This is a genomic window from Acinetobacter sp. 3657, assembly GCF_031456775.1.
In the GTDB taxonomy this organism is placed as follows: Bacteria; Pseudomonadota; Gammaproteobacteria; order Pseudomonadales; family Moraxellaceae; genus Acinetobacter.
The window spans coordinates 37,434-52,488 of record NZ_JAVDVH010000019.1 but is presented as its reverse complement, the minus strand read 5'-3'; the positions used below and the strand labels follow the sequence as shown (position 1 = coordinate 52,488).

The following is a 15,055-nucleotide window of genomic DNA, read 5'->3' as shown; positions in this document are numbered from 1 at the left end:
GCTGATCAGTAGTAATCACCTGGCATAAATATAAAAATCTAAGACAAGCCAGATATTCTGATGCATAGGTTATATTTTCTATAACTTTTTCATCATCAAGAGTTAAAACATGCCAAGACTTATCAATTAATCTTATACACCAGCTCTTCGATTTTTTTTTAAAACATAATTCGTTGCTGTGGCAATTGAGCAGTTTTGCTTTGTTAGATGAGAACAATGTTTGAATATTATTCAAGTTAAGAGACATACAAGAATAAGTTCCTTTTTTTATATTTAGCAATGTAACAGATATTAAATTAATGTTCTCTCAATGTTTATTTAACATAATGGGCGTTATGTGAAGCATATACAGTTTAATTAATAAAAAATCAAATACTTAAAGTTTTTGAGTAATATCAAAAACGATCAGAAAGACCAGTTTGAAACAAATCGCCTTTTTTGTGAGCAATTCTGGTATGTTTTGCCAAGCATTAAGCAGAACCCTGTACGCTTTTTCTTACAACGATTAGGGGCAATGTCCCATATTCAGACCCAATCGAATCACCTAATATTAACTCATCAGGAACAGGAAGTTCCAAAACATAAAACAATAATAATAAGTTTTCGCATCGGGATGTGAGATACAACAGGAATGGTATCTAGTGAAAGGAATACGGAAAAAAGCTCGACAGGATGTCGGGCTTTTTTCTTTCAAATTTTTACTTAAAGTCTGATCTATCACTTAGTGGATGCATTGAATGTCATTAATTTAAGTTTGCATCAACTGCATTACATTAATTCAATCAATGATTAATAATTTAGCACCATTCAAACTGAAGGATTGGTGCGGCTCGGCATGATCACCAACTTGATAGCTCATTCCTTGGGTTAAAATAAAGGTGCGGCCATCTTTTAATCTACTTTCAAGTTCACCTTCTAAACAAAATAAAATATGACCTTTTTCACACCAATGATCGGCTAAGTAATTGGCTGAATACTCTACAATTCTTACTCGAATTTTATTGGTTTCTTCACCAAAATATTGGGTCTTCCAATACGCTTTTCCTGTTTCTCCACTGTATTCTGTGGTTTCTATTTTTTCCCAATCAGTAACTTGAAATGGAAAAGGGAAGATATTCATATTCTGTTCCAAAATTTAGGTTCATTCTTAAACTATAGATAAATTTAGTTTTTGCAATACGCCTTTAATATAATGGTTACTATGTGAAAGAAAATTAATTCCATAATCAAAATTTTATTCACATTGATAACCATAAAAGCGGTAGATTTGAAACAAAATAGCTTTTTTATGAGCAGTTTAGGTACTTGTTGCCAGATTCTTAAACGCAACGCTGTACGCTTTTTCTTACAACGATTAGGGGCAATGTCCCATATTCAGACCCAATCGAATCACCTAATATGAACTCATCAGGAACAGGAAGTTCCAAAACATAAAACAATAATAATAAGTTTTCGCATCGGGATGTGAGATACGACAGGAAGTGTATCTAGTGACAGGAATACGGAAAAAAGCTCGACAGGATGTCGAGCTTTTTTCTTTCAAATTTTTACCTAATCTCTGATGTCGTTGAGTGGGGCATGCCTGATAACTCGACTAAATCCCTATTTCCCTAGCTTAAAGTTTTAAACGGAAAATGAGTGAATCTCTGTCTGGGTATTGGTATACAACAGGCAATAGTTGCTTAGCAATCTCCTTAAATCCAGCTTTACTATAGAATTTATGTGATTGAGTTGCTTTAGCTGGGGTATCTAAAAAAATCTCTAAAAAATGATTTATTTCAGCAAATTTTAAAAGCTCATTATATAAAGCCATTCCAACTTGATGGCCTCGATATTCGGAAATAACAAAAAACTTTTTTAAAATAGCTATTTGTGGGGTAAGTGCTTGAAGCCCAATTGTTCCGATCAATTTATTGTTTTGATCTAATGCTAACCAAAAATTTCCACCTGATGTAATAAAGTATTTATGTATATCTTGAATATCTGGTTGCTCAGCTAATGGGATACCGACATCAAATTCAATATTTTGAATACTTAAAATTAAATCAATAACGTCATCTTTAAACTTATCGTTATATTCAACAATTTTCATAGATCAACCACAGTAGTGAAAAATACGGGTATATACCCTCATGTTAGTGGAAAGATATCCGTTCTACAAGATTTATCATTTGTGTCAAACTAAGCTTAACCTGAAGGGATTAATTGGACTTATGATTTTACCTTGTTACAGTGCAAAGTTACGCAGTGCTTCCCGACGTTTAGGGCATCGTTATAATGCCGCATTGGCTGAGTTTGGCATCAACATTACCCAATTCTCTCTTTTATCAATGATTAAGAGAGCTGAACCGATTAGCCTCACATCTTTAGCTAAAAAGATGGAGTTGGAGCGTTCGACAGTGGGGCGGAATGTGAAAGTCCTAGCGAAAATGGTGCTTGTTGAACTGACACAAGGTGATAAAGATCAAAGAGAAGTGACTTTAAAGCTAACACAAGAAGGACTTCAGCTTTTAAAAGTAGCTCTTCCTCATTGGCAGAAGGTTCAACAAGAAATCGAGGATAGTCTAGGAGAAGATCAAATATCAATGCTAACCGATCTCTTAAAACGTCTTTGATTGTGAGTTGGTTTTCTACAAAGAATAATGGACGCTATATGGAAAAATCAGAAAATTTTCTTTAGTGGTAAAAGCGATATCAAAAACGAATTTGAGATTCTTTGGCTGTTGATCAGCAGTTTTTCACATCCAAAACCCTGTACGCTTTTTCTTACAACGATTAGGGGCAATGTCCCATATTCAGACCCAATCGAATCACCTAATATGAACTCATCAGGAACAGGAAGTTCCAAAACATAAAACAATAACAATAAGTTTTCGCATCGGGATGTGAGGTATGACAGGAATCATACCTAGTGAAAGGAATATGGAAAAAGCTCGACAGGATGTCGGGCTTTTTTTTATTCGACGTCAATTTGTTTAACCCAAAGTTCAATAAGCATCTGTAAGGTCTTACTCAAAGGTTTGTAACTCTGCCAAATCGCATGAATCGGCATATCAAGGCCATTGGTAGTATCGCTAAACTCTAATCGAACCAAACTTTGTTTAGAAAAATGCTCACTCACCACCGAAAGTGGAAAATTTCCCCAGCCCATGCCTTGTTCAACCATACTGATTGCCATCGATAAATTATCGGTATACCAACAAGAATCAGAAACCAACACCCGGGGATCGGGAAGCGGATAATTTTTACTGGCAACGATGATTTGTCTGAACTCGGAGAGCATGGTGAGTTCATTTTTATGATTCTCTTTTAATTGTAGTGCATCTTTAGGCGAAACAGCCGCCACAAATTTTTCAACGCCCAATAATCGGAAGCGTTCATTGATGTCGATCGACGATGAGCTATAGGCGACATACAGATCTATTTCATTATTTTGCAGACGTGTTTTTAGCTCTTGTTGTGGCGCACTGAGCATTTCAATATTTAGCAATGGATAACGTTGAATCAAATGTTCGATCCCGCCCAGTAGAAATTTCTGATTGGCATCCGCAGCGACACCAATCGAGAGACTGGTTTCCAGTCCCGTTGAAAGCTCGGTTAGATGCAGTTCTAATTGGCGCATTTTGGTTACGATCAATCGTGCATGCGGCTCAATCGACAGCGCAACGTCGGTCGGCGCAAGATGATTTTTACTGCGTTCAAATAATTTTAAATTCAATTCAGCTTCTAAATTGGCGATCGCCATACTGACCGCGGAAGGAACTCGATTTAGTGCACGTGCGGCAGCTGAAAAATTACCTCGATCAATTATCTCAAGGATTAACTCGAGCTGTTCACTATTGAGTTTCATGCCTATTTCCTTGTCAGAAAATCTGATAACGATTGACTTTTTTTATCAGATTTAAGGCGTAAAATCCACTGATTATTGATTTAAAGGTGTCGTCATGCAAGGAACAAAAAGAAGAGTAACTTATGTATTATTCTATGAAGTGTTTAGCTTTTTGATCTGCGCACTGATATTGGCTGCACTTTCTGGCACGAGCATTAGTCATACAGGACCTTTATCGATTCTGATTGCGGTGATCGCAGTCACGGTCAATTTCTTTTATAACTATGTTTTTGAGATGTGGGAAAAAACCCAAATTTCCAAAACACGAACGGTGTGGAGACGAATTGCACATGCGATTGGCTTCCAAATCATATTGGTGATGATTTTGATCCCATTGATTGCATGGTGGATGCAAATTAGTTTGCTCAAAGCCTTCTTGCTAGATTTTAGTTTGATGGTGATCATCCCATGCTATACCTTTGTTTATAATTATCTTTTTGATCATATTTTTGGTTTGCCGAGTCATTTGCTTGAAGCAACGGAACTGGATGCAAAAGTAAGCAGCTAATTTTCAATCAGCTAAAGCTAAACAAGCCGATCTGTTGGGATTGGCTTGTTTAAATTTAAAATGCACTATAACTATTGTGTAGAATACTTAGATCATTCGATATAAACGTTCTTTTGGGAAAACAGCAGTAAAGGTCGAGCCTTCATTCTCTTTAGAGGTGATTTCTAAATGTGCGCCGTGCTGCATCAAGACATGTTTAACAATCGCAAGCCCTAAACCTGTGCCACCTGTTTGACGGCTGCGCGCGCTATCAACGCGATAGAAACGTTCAGTTAAACGCGGCAAATGTTTTGGGTCAATACCGATCCCATTATCTTGTACGCTAAAAAGAGCTTGATCGTTTTCTTCATGCCAACCAATGGTAATAATGCCGCCTTTGGGGGTGTATTTAATCGCATTGGTAATCAAGTTACTGAAAGCACTAGCAATTTCCATATCTGAACCAATCAGATCACAATGACTGTCGATATCTAAGTTGAGCGTATGTCCGTAATCTAAATTATAAGCACGCGCATCATCAAAGATTTGATTCATTAAATTTGCCATATCAATGATCTGTTTTTTGGCGACTTTTTTATTATTTTCTAAATTGGACAGTAACAGTAAATCATTGACCAACGCATTCATACGCTTGGTTTGTGACTGCATTTGTGTGAAGGCACGTTTCCAACGTGGTGTAATATCATCCTGATCAGTAAAGGTTTCGATATAACCACTGAGTACGGTGAGCGGTGTACGTAGTTCATGCGAGATATTATCGACAAAATCTTTACGCATTTGTTCGAGGTTATGTACGCGTGTGGTGTCATAGGCCACCAATAGTCGACTTTCTCCACCAAAGCGAGTCAGTTTGACTTGTACATAACGCTCTTCATCCATCTGTACTTGTAGACGAATCCCATCTGGCGATTGATCACTTTGGTTGAAATATTCAATAAAACTCGGTTGACGCAAAATCGTCAATAAGTTGCGCCCACGATCTAAGGGTTCAATGCCTAATAGCTTTTCGGCTGCTGGATTCCACCATTCGATTTGATGTTGATCATCAATTAACACCACCGCTTCGGCTAAAGCGAACAGCGATGATTGTGCACGGTCTATCAAGCCGACCATTTCTGCCTGAACAATACGCTCTTGGCGTTGGGCACGATAGACATTGAACAGCAACGCACCCCAAATCCCATTTAAGTTCGGCGGCACATCATAAGGACGATTTGAAATCCATTCATTGACCAAGTAGAGCGAGCGGAGCTGTAATGTGAAAAACACCACAAAAGCGATGAAAATACAGCTCCAAAAATACCCAACGCCAAATCCGATTAAGCTCGCAATCAATAAGAAAAAAAGCAACAGTCTTAAATCTTGCTTTGCAAAGGCCCATAAACTACTGTAACGAAAACGTTGGTGTTCACGTGCCAGTTCAGGGACTGGATAAGGTTCGTACATAAAGGGTTTTAACCTGCTGCCAAATCAGCTCGTGTAGAAAAACGATAACCTGTGCCACGTACCGTCTGTACAAAACGATCGACACCATAAGGTTCTAACACTTTGCGTAAACGACGAATATGCACATCAATGGTACGGTCTTCGATATAGACATTACCACCCCACACTTGGTCAAGCAATTGTGCGCGCGTATAAGCGCGTTCAGGATGGGTCATAAAGAAGGCGAGTAAACGATATTCGGTTGGTCCCATCTCTAAAATGCTGTCACCGAAGCTGACACGTTGGCTCACAGGATCAAGCATCAAACCATTGGCATCAATGACTTTTTCGCCACTGAGTGCATTGGCACGACGTAGTACTGCTTTGATTCGAGAAACCAGTTCGCGGGTAGAAAAAGGTTTGGTCATGTAGTCATCTGCACCCGCATCTAGACCTTGTACCTTATGATCTTCTTCGCCACGAGCCGTCAGCATAATGACAGGGATTTCAGCCAAGTTTTCATCGCGTTTGAGGCGACGGCACAAATCTACACCACTAACACCGCCTGGTAGCATCCAATCGAGCAAGATGAGAGCAGGACGCTGATCAACGATAATTTGATGTGCTTGTTTGGCATCCTCTGCTTGTAAACATTGGAAACCTGCCATATCCAAAGAGGTATGGATCATTTCACGAATCGGTAGCTCATCGTCGACAATTAAAATATAGTCATCTTTCACAGCGCAATACCCTCAAATTTATAACGGTAATGTTGAACCGTTTTGTTGTTATGACAGGCTTATTACAAAGATTAATTATGACAATATCATTGCAAAAGAGTGGATAAAGTCGAATTTAGCAATAAATTGTGACAATTGTGCGGCAGCGTAGTGACCAAATGATGACAAGTGATTTATCAATAAAGCAAATGAATTCATTTGGTTAATACCATATCAGTCTAACAGTTTTATTTGTCACAAAACTGTAAAATGATTTTAATTTTTTTGTGATGTTGTTGCGATAAAGGAGATAAATACCGCACAGCATGCTGCTAACACGTCCTCTAATGGTTGTTTAAAGCCTTCTGAGACCCAACGAATAATAATATGCGTGACATAACCATTTAAGCCTGTCGCCATCAAAGACACTTCCTCAGTGCTTTGTTGAACATTGGGCATGGTGATCATCACAAAGCCTTGAATGATCCGATCAAACTGAGTCAAGGTCTCTTGGATCGTGGCTTGATTGTGTAAGTCTTGCACCAACATGGCATCAATATAAATAATCCGAGCCATACGTGGATCGTTTCGAATGGTGTTGAGTAAAGCCGACAGCCCCGCAGTGACCATGTTTTTTGGTTCGGGTGCCGCCAATAATACCGCCTGCGTTAAACAACTTTGCATTTCACCAACCATTCTTAAAAAAACGGTTTGAAATAGCTCCTCACTTTTTTTAAACGATTCATAGAAATAGCGTTCGGTAAGTTTGGCTTCGTTGCAGACATCTTTGACGGTGACTGAGAAAAAACCCTGAGTGCCGTAAGTAGCGATCCCAGCTTCAATCAGTTTTTCACGGCGAGCTTCTTTACGTTCAGTTAAAGAAAGACCCTTGAATTGACGCTCTTTGGTTTCGCTGTTGTTTTTCTTCGCTTTGGCTTGCTTTTGAGTTGTCATTGAAAAAACCGTTTCCTAAAAGTCTTTATAGCGTATGTCTAGCTCAGTTTACATGATGCAACTATGCCTTGTATCGCCTAAAAATCTTATCTCATTAAATGTAAATAGACCCAATATGACAAGTAATGTGTGTGTTATTGCCATTTGTCTTAAAAGCATAGTGTACTATATTGACAACGTGTATTGTCAAAATTATATTGGTTACATCTTAAACTGCACGTAATCTAGGCGAATATGTGCATATCATTCGCAACACAAAGGATAGGCAATGAAAAATTTTAAAAATAAAGTCGCAGCGATCACAGGTGCAGGTTCTGGGATTGGGCAACAATTAGCTGTTTTATTGGCCCAACAAGGTTGTCATTTGTCATTGAGTGATATCAATGAAAAGGGTTTGGCACAAACTGTGGAGCTTTTGAAAGCATATCCTGAAATCACAGTGACCACGACAGTACTTGATGTCTCTAGCCGTGATGCGATGAAACAGTGGGCGCAAGATACCGTCCAAGATCATGGTTCGGTCAATATGATTTTCAACAATGCGGGTGTGGCACTCGGCTCAACGGTTGAAGGCGCAAGCTATGAAGACTTAGAGTGGATCGTTGGGATTAATTTCTGGGGTGTGGTTTACGGGACCAAAGAATTCTTACCGTTTATCAAACAAACCAAAGATGGCCATATCATCAATATTTCAAGTATCTTCGGTTTAACCTCGCAACCAACGCAATCAGCGTATAACGCGACTAAATTCGCAGTGCGTGGTTTTACAGAATCTTTACGCCAAGAACTTGATATTGAAAAGAGTGGTGTCAGCTCGCTTTGTGTACACCCAGGCGGTATCCGTACCAATATTGCCAAAGCAGCCAAAATGAATGACAGCATGAAAAGCTTGGGCATGGATCCGGGCAAATCAATCAAACAATTTGATAAGTTCTTGCGTACGCCTCCTGAAGAAGCAGCACGTCAAATCTTGAATGCAGTGTTGAAAGATAAACGTCGTTTATTGATTGGTGCTGATGCGCGTATCGTCGACTCTTTCCAACGTTTATTCCCAACGGGATATCAACGTATTGCTGCCCTTGCAACGAAAATGATGTAAGTTCTGCTAATGAAATAAAAAGCCATTCTTGTTTGAATGGCTTTTTATTTGACGCTGAAAATCATGATGAACTTTTACGCTTAAATCAGAATCTTTATCTCGCGTTTCTTCCAGACAAATTGATAATAAGCGGCTTGGAATATGCATAAACAGACAAAAGCTAGAGCATAAGCCATCCAAATTCCCTTGAGTCCCCAAAGTGTGTTAAACCAATAGGCACAAGGCACTTCGATTAAAAGAATAGTAAAAATATTGATCAGCATTGGCACGTTTACGGTTCCGCTAGCCCGCATGATCGAGGCAAAAATTGCACTTGCGCCAAAAAACAGCAGTGACCACAGCACAATGAATAATAATTGCTGTCCCAGTTCGATGACCGCAGGATCAGTAATAAACAGTGCCATTAAATATTTTGAGAATAAATACGCCAGTACGATCAGACTACCTGTAAATAAAAAATTCATACTCAATGCAGTGCGGGTGACTTTGGCCAACAGATCTGGTTTGCCCGCACCGATCGCTTGGGCGGCAAAGATCGATGCTGCGATGGCAATCGACAACGCAGGAAACTGAATATAGTTGAGGACTTGATTGACTGCACCGTAGGCTGCAGTTGCCTCTGCGCCGTAACGATTGATCAAGCTTATAATCACCAATCCAGCCAAAGAAGTGGTGACCATTTGAATGCCTGTTGGAATGCCTAGTTTAAAAATCAGTTTGCTTAATTCTGCATCATGGCGGATATGTTGGAGCAATTGACGATCTATTTTAAGTGGATGATTTTTATAGTTGAGGTAGAAAGCTAGAAAAATCAACACTGCACTATAGCCTAAGATGGTGGCAATCGCGGGTGCGATGATGCCTAAGGCTGGAAAACCAAAATAACCTTTAAGTAAGACTGGCGTGACTGCTAAACCGATGAGGCTTGTTAAACCTAGGGCAATCAAAGGGGTAACACTATCACCGACACCCCGTAAAATAGAGGTGTAAATAATATAAACAAACAATAACGGGCTACCTGCCAACATCCACTGCACATAAGGCAGCGACATATGCATGACTTTGGGATCAGTACCTAAAAGATTGAGAATATGTTCAGCAAAAATAAAGCCTAAGATTGCGATAATTGTGCCACCAATTAAGGTGATAAAAAGGGTTGACCCAACCACACTACGAACTTTTTCTAGATTTTGCGCGCCCCAAGCTTGACCCACTAAAACTGTGGTACCTGCCGAAATACCAATGGTAAATGCCAGCAAAAAAAACAGGATAGGGAAGAAAACCGACACCGCTGCAATTGCATCGACCCCCATCATTTGACCCACAAATATGGTATTAATCGTCCCCGACAAGTTTTGCAAAATGTTGGTGGCGATCAGCGGCACTAGAAAAACAAAAAATGTTTTCCAGAGATTGGGTTGCATCACCAATGTTTGGTGTGGGGTCATTCAAATTCCTTGGTATCTTCCTCTACGCCATTTGCAACATGATTGCTTATTTTTGTTCGGATAAATCATTACGGTTGAGATCTTGGTTGCAACCAAGAAGGCATCTTCTGATGATCAACTTTACGTGAAAAGTTGATCATTTCAAATCTTTTACAAAACATTTTCAACAAAGGCACGAATGATACCCAAGATCAAACCGATAAAGGCCCCGACAATCACACCATTGACACGGATCATGTGTAAATCACCGCCAACTTCACTTTCGATTTTGGCAATCATTTCGCGTGAATCCCACTCATGGATGCGTTCACTGATATAACGAATGATTTTGTCGCTATATTGCTCACTGAAATTGGTGGCTAAGCCCACCATTTTGCTATTGAGGACTTCACGAACATTTTCATTTTGGATCAGGCTCACACCAAGTTGTTGAATAGCTGCTTGTAAATTGGTGGCAATGCCTGAATCGGGTTGCATCAAATCTGTTTTGATGGCATCGCATAAAATCGCGATTGCACCGCTAATAAAGTTTAAAACTTGTGGGCTATCCAGCAAGGCATCTTTACCACTGTTCAAACGTTGGCTTGCTTCGCTATCGGTATCAGCAAGTTGTAGCATGAGGGCATGAGTGGTTGCCTCAATGTCTTGTCGCCATGGGTGTTCAGGATTGGCCAACATCGACTCCACTCTTTCAATCAGTGAGTCAATAGTACGCTGTTGCACATCAATGCCGATCCAGCTCGCGCCCTTGGCCAGTTTCCAGACCCCCAGTTCTTTAAATAATGTGCGAGACAACTCTCGTGCTTCTTCTGGATGTGACACCATCCATTGATGAGCCAGATCGAGTCCACGTTGTAACACATCTTGATGGAAGTCATTTTCCAAAACCGCACGTAACATTTCACTGGCAAGGGTATTGATCTTGGTACTGCGCACCCATTGCACACTATTGTTTTGTACAAAGTTGGCAATTTGATCCTGACTGACGAACTCAAAAATTTTCGGAACGGTTTGTTGGATGATCTGAACCACGTGTCCGTTGTTTTTTGGGTTGGCTAACCATTGACCGACCGCCAAACTGAGGTCGGTATTTTGCAAACTACGTTGCACGATTTGGGGAGATAAGAAATTTTCCTGAACAAAACGACCCATTGATTCAGCAATACGTGCCTTATTCCGTGGAATAATCTCAGTATGGTCCCGTAATAGTTTGGGTAAGGGGATTTTCCCAAATGGATTGCGGAATAACACTGTCACCGCATACCAATCGGCCAAACCACCGACCACACCTGCTTCGGCGCTTAACATGAAAATATGGATCAGCCACCGATACTCAGGCAGAAAATGCGCCACGACCATTAAACAAATCCACGTCATCACTGCAATCACCAATGCTACGGTGGCGAAGTATTTACTTCTTTGCAGGCTTGGTACTTTGTGGATTTCTTCGGCTGAATTCATTGAGTCATCCTATTCATTCATTTTTGTTTTGAGGTGGTGCAGGGGGTTGCAACACTTCTCCTGTTGGACTCAATCCGTATTTTTGTCCTAAGGATCGCAAAATCAGCTGTGCATCAAATGCATCAGGTGATTGCTGTTGAGTCTGAAAACATTCAATAGTATACGACACTTGGATGGGATCAAGATTGACCACTTGTGGTACATCATAGAATGGATCCGGCCAAAAGGCGGGGTGACGACGATAATAACCATAAGGATAATACGGTCGACTCGGATAAATTACCGCTTGGCGTTGCTCCTTGAACCGCGCATTGCTTGGGTCATCAACTACAGTGAAAAAACGGAACCCATTTTGGAGCGTGGTTTGTGCTGCCTTGAGTAAGGTAATTTCCTCAGCTGTACCATAACTCAGATTATTTCCTGCTTGGAAGCCGATACGGAAGCTTTTGTTATTTAATGGATAAGCGGTAAACTGCCCCAACTGATCGAACGTTTTAGGCTGAGTTGGGAGGGTGGCACACCCTGTAAATGCCAATGTGACCAATAGCGGGGCACAGATGAGTAACGATTTCATATGCAATTCCTCTTTCTGATGTCGAGGGGAGATCGACTTAAAAACTGCTGTTCGGTTGAGTTAGAAACTCAAGTTCTTCGGCGCTGGATGTTCGTCCCAAGATCGTATTGCGATGAGGGTAGCGTCCGAAGCGATCAATAATCACTTTATGCTTTTTCTCAAAATTTAAATTGATTTCATTGCCTAAACGTTGGAAGAGTTTTAATGCGTACTCATGAATCATTTTTGATTCACTATGCATAAATGGCATATATAAAAAGGAACGTTGTTCGGGGCTTAACTGAGCATCTAATTGTAGGCTAATTGCTTCTTGAGCCAGCATCAATGCCATGCTGTCATAGGCAAAAGCTTGTGCTTGATCACGATATAAATTACGTGAGAATTGATCTAAAACAATAATTTCAGCTAAACGACCTTCAGGTGTTTGACGCCATGACCAAAGTTCTGCTTGAGTTGCTTGATCATGAATCGTTTGAAAAAGCCCGCGAATTTTGGTATCAAATTCATCACTTTTGGCAAACCAAAGTGAGCGATGATCAGGAGAAAACCAAAAATCAAGAATATCTTGCGCTTGCATCGGTGAGTATCCATTGAAAGATTTATTTTTAATAAAATCACAATTTCAGCATGTCTTATAGAGCAAGATTGTGATAAAAATTGCCAAGCTAATACAATCAGATGACTAGATCGTAATAGTCGTTATAATTGGCGGAGTCGTGATAGTAGGCATGTTTGGCATGCGAATACACGCGATGAAGTCACCAGCCTTGATCTGGTTGGCCGATCTTGAATAACCGAGCATATAAATTATGAACCAACCTTGCACACTTTCGTCCGCTATCGTACCGACTTGGGTAAATGCCTCACAATTAGACGGTATGTTACGCGGTATCGAGCGTGAAAGTTTGCGTATGCAAAGCAATGGATTTTTATCACAAAAAAATCATCCAAAAGCTTTGGGTTCAGCACTCACACATCCCCATATTACGACTGATTATTCAGAAGCGTTAATGGAGTTCATTACCACGCCACACAACACCATTGCCGCTGCATTAAATGAGTTAAGCGATATTCATCAGGTGGTGCATCAGCAACTCGAAGATGGTGAGAAATTGTGGCCGCTTTCCATGCCTTGTATGCTGGATGACAATGAAGAAAATATAAAACTTGCTCAGTATGGCACGTCTAATATCGGGCGTTTTAAAACCCTTTATCGCCATGGTTTGGGAGTACGTTATGGTCGTCGGATGCAGACCATTTCAGGTGTACATTATAATTTATCTTTTCCCGATCATTTATTTGCAGTATTACAACAGCACGAAAAAAATGAAGAACTAAAACAACTCAGTTTGCAAGATTATCGAAGCCATCGTTATTTTGCCTTGATCCGAAATTTTATTCGCATGACTCCCTTGGTGATGTATTTGCTTGGCGCAAGTCCATCGGTCTGTCGTTGCTTTTTAACAGGGCGTAACCACCATTTACAGCCTTTGGTCAAAGGAACCTTGTACTTACCAGAAGCAACTGCCTTGCGTATGGGACGTTTGGGTTACCAAAACTCAGCACAAAAGCAGTTGGGGATTTATTATAACGATTTGCATGATTATTTAGATGGATTACAAAAGGCCGTCCATACGCCATATCCTGCATTTACTGATTTAGGTTTGAATGATGAGGCAGGTGAACCGATTCAAATCAATGATCATGTTTTACAGATTGAAAATGAATACTACAGTCTAGTGCGTCCAAAGCAAGTGCCTCAAGCGGGTGAAACCCCTTCGCAAGCCTTGAAGAATCGTGGTGTGGGTTATGTAGAGCTGCGTGCGGTCGATGTGAATCCCTATAGTGCGATTGGGATTGATGAAACCACAGCAGGGTTCTTAGAAAGTCTGGCCTTGTATTGTTTATTGCGGGAAAGTCCTGATCTATGGTCTGACGAACAAGATCAGATTGATCAAAATCAAACTGAAGTGGTCAATCGAGGGCGTGCAGCAGATGCCCAGATCAAAGAAGGGCATCTAACAGTGTCATTTCAGGATTGGGCACAGCAACATTTAAGTGAAATTCATATTTGTGCCGCGACACTAGATCAAATGGATGGTACTTCTCTTTATCAGGATGCTGTTTATGTCATGCAACAGCGTTTAAATGATGTTGAAAATACCCTTTCAGCACAAGTGATCAAAGATACTTTACAACATGGTGGCACATGGAACTTTGGTAGTGTCATGGCTCAACAGCATGTAGATTGTTATGACCAGCATCAGCTCAGTGCAGAAAGACAACAATATTTTGAACATTTAGCGCAAACGTCGTTGCAAAAACAGTGGCAACTTGAACAAGAAAATGACACGAGTTTTGAACAATATCTTGCACAATACCGTTAAATCTTTTGAGGACTTCCTATGCGATGGAATTACCGTTTGGTCAGTGCAGTATTGGTACTGACCAGTATTATCGGACTCTCGTTCGCGTTGTATTTAGAGCATGTGCAAGGATTGGAACCTTGCCCATTGTGTGTGTTTCAACGTGTAGGTCTAATTGGAATGGGATTGATTGCACTGGTTGCATTCATTCATAACCCGATTTCAAATGTATTTAAACGTTTTTATGCATTGCTGGCGACATTAGCGATTGGTTGGTCAGTGGGTGTTGCAGCACGACATGTTTGGTTGCAAAACTTACCTGCTGATCAAGTTCCAAGTTGTGGTCCAGGTTTGGATTATTTGGTTGATGTCTTGCCCATGAAAGCAGTATTGCAACAAGTGCTTTCTGGTTCTGGTGAATGTGCTTTAGTCGACTGGAGTTTCTTGGGTCAGTCATTACCAGTATGGTCATTGATTTATTTCAGTCTGATATTGCTGATTTGTTTATGGCAGCTTTTTAGAAAATATAGTACAGCTAAACAATAACCATAGAGTTTTTAAAACAACTAAAAAACCCTTAAATATATATCAATATTTAGGGGTTTTTTCTTT

16 protein-coding genes are annotated in these 15,055 nt (G+C 40.2%); 5 read left to right on the top strand and 11 right to left on the bottom strand.

All coding sequences use genetic code 11. The features are described 5' to 3' along the window. The 3 genes from J2Y37_RS15020 to J2Y37_RS15010 all read right to left on the bottom strand — a co-directional run. A partial coding sequence (locus tag J2Y37_RS15020; protein WP_349033329.1) for a hypothetical protein occupies positions 1 to 247 on the bottom strand: 247 nt, incomplete at its 3' end. 531 nt (positions 248 to 778) lie between these two features. Further along, the gene (locus J2Y37_RS15015; RefSeq protein ID WP_004673553.1) at positions 779 to 1,120 is read right to left on the bottom strand and encodes a DHCW motif cupin fold protein; all 342 of its coding nucleotides are present in this window, start codon (positions 1,118 to 1,120) and stop codon (positions 779 to 781) included. Between the two features lie 495 nt (positions 1,121 to 1,615). Next, positions 1,616 to 2,092 (bottom strand): GNAT family N-acetyltransferase, encoded by a 477-nt coding sequence (locus J2Y37_RS15010; protein WP_349033328.1) that lies wholly within the window; start codon positions 2,090 to 2,092, stop codon positions 1,616 to 1,618. Positions 2,093 to 2,213: 121 nt separating this feature from the next. On the opposite strand from J2Y37_RS15010, the gene J2Y37_RS15005 reads away from it, so the two are divergent. Next, positions 2,214 to 2,615: a MarR family transcriptional regulator gene (locus J2Y37_RS15005; RefSeq protein WP_349033327.1), complete on the top strand. Its 402-nt coding sequence runs from the start codon at positions 2,214 to 2,216 to the stop codon at positions 2,613 to 2,615. 341 nt (positions 2,616 to 2,956) lie between these two features. Here the strand turns inward: J2Y37_RS15005 and J2Y37_RS15000 are convergent, their stop codons facing one another. Continuing rightward, complete coding sequence (locus J2Y37_RS15000) at positions 2,957 to 3,850, bottom strand: LysR family transcriptional regulator (RefSeq protein ID WP_349033326.1); 894 nt, start codon at positions 3,848 to 3,850, stop codon at positions 2,957 to 2,959. A 94-nt stretch (positions 3,851 to 3,944) separates the two neighbouring features. On the opposite strand from J2Y37_RS15000, the gene J2Y37_RS14995 reads away from it, so the two are divergent. Continuing rightward, positions 3,945 to 4,397: a PACE efflux transporter gene (locus tag J2Y37_RS14995; RefSeq protein WP_349033325.1), complete on the top strand. Its 453-nt coding sequence runs from the start codon at positions 3,945 to 3,947 to the stop codon at positions 4,395 to 4,397. 87 nt (positions 4,398 to 4,484) lie between these two features. On the opposite strand, the gene phoR is transcribed toward J2Y37_RS14995, so the two are convergent. The 3 genes from phoR to J2Y37_RS14980 all read right to left on the bottom strand — a co-directional run bounded on the left by phoR (position 4,485) and on the right by J2Y37_RS14980 (position 7,495). Further along, positions 4,485 to 5,843 (bottom strand): phosphate regulon sensor histidine kinase PhoR, encoded by a 1,359-nt coding sequence (phoR, locus tag J2Y37_RS14990; RefSeq protein WP_004673543.1) that lies wholly within the window; start codon positions 5,841 to 5,843, stop codon positions 4,485 to 4,487. Positions 5,844 to 5,851: 8 nt separating this feature from the next. Beyond that, the gene (gene phoB / locus J2Y37_RS14985) at positions 5,852 to 6,562 is read right to left on the bottom strand and encodes a phosphate regulon transcriptional regulator PhoB (RefSeq protein ID WP_004673541.1); all 711 of its coding nucleotides are present in this window, start codon (positions 6,560 to 6,562) and stop codon (positions 5,852 to 5,854) included. A 255-nt stretch (positions 6,563 to 6,817) separates the two neighbouring features. Further along, on the bottom strand, positions 6,818 to 7,495 hold the full coding sequence (locus J2Y37_RS14980; protein ID WP_004673539.1) for a TetR/AcrR family transcriptional regulator: 678 nt from the start codon (positions 7,493 to 7,495) through the stop codon (positions 6,818 to 6,820). A 268-nt stretch (positions 7,496 to 7,763) separates the two neighbouring features. Here J2Y37_RS14980 and J2Y37_RS14975 point away from each other — a divergent pair, with 268 nt between their 5' ends. Next, positions 7,764 to 8,594 carry an SDR family NAD(P)-dependent oxidoreductase gene (locus tag J2Y37_RS14975; RefSeq protein WP_005194106.1) on the top strand — a complete coding sequence of 277 codons (831 nt, stop codon included), beginning with the start codon at positions 7,764 to 7,766 and terminating at the stop codon, positions 8,592 to 8,594. 80 nt (positions 8,595 to 8,674) lie between these two features. Here J2Y37_RS14975 and J2Y37_RS14970 read toward each other — a convergent pair whose 3' ends face one another. From J2Y37_RS14970 to J2Y37_RS14955, 4 genes are all read right to left on the bottom strand, one after another. Further along, entirely contained in the window at positions 8,675 to 10,042 is a 1,368-nt protein-coding gene (locus J2Y37_RS14970; RefSeq protein WP_349033324.1) for an MATE family efflux transporter, read from the bottom strand. A 150-nt stretch (positions 10,043 to 10,192) separates the two neighbouring features. After that, a complete protein-coding gene (locus tag J2Y37_RS14965) occupies positions 10,193 to 11,503 on the bottom strand; it encodes a DUF445 domain-containing protein (RefSeq protein ID WP_349033323.1) in 1,311 nt (436 codons plus the stop codon). A gap of 13 nt (positions 11,504 to 11,516) precedes the next feature. After that, positions 11,517 to 12,077 carry a hypothetical protein gene (locus tag J2Y37_RS14960; protein ID WP_349033322.1) on the bottom strand — a complete coding sequence of 187 codons (561 nt, stop codon included), beginning with the start codon at positions 12,075 to 12,077 and terminating at the stop codon, positions 11,517 to 11,519. Between the two features lie 37 nt (positions 12,078 to 12,114). After that, positions 12,115 to 12,654, bottom strand: coding sequence for a DUF924 family protein (locus J2Y37_RS14955; protein ID WP_349033321.1), 540 nt, complete (start codon positions 12,652 to 12,654; stop codon positions 12,115 to 12,117). Positions 12,655 to 12,886: 232 nt separating this feature from the next. Here J2Y37_RS14955 and gshA point away from each other — a divergent pair, with 232 nt between their 5' ends. Together gshA and J2Y37_RS14945 are read left to right on the top strand one after the other, a co-directional pair. Further along, complete coding sequence (gene gshA / locus J2Y37_RS14950) at positions 12,887 to 14,464, top strand: glutamate--cysteine ligase (RefSeq protein WP_349033320.1); 1,578 nt, start codon at positions 12,887 to 12,889, stop codon at positions 14,462 to 14,464. 18 nt (positions 14,465 to 14,482) lie between these two features. After that, on the top strand, positions 14,483 to 14,989 hold the full coding sequence (locus J2Y37_RS14945) for a disulfide bond formation protein B (protein WP_004673527.1): 507 nt from the start codon (positions 14,483 to 14,485) through the stop codon (positions 14,987 to 14,989). The last annotated feature ends 66 nt before the right edge of the window (positions 14,990 to 15,055 follow it).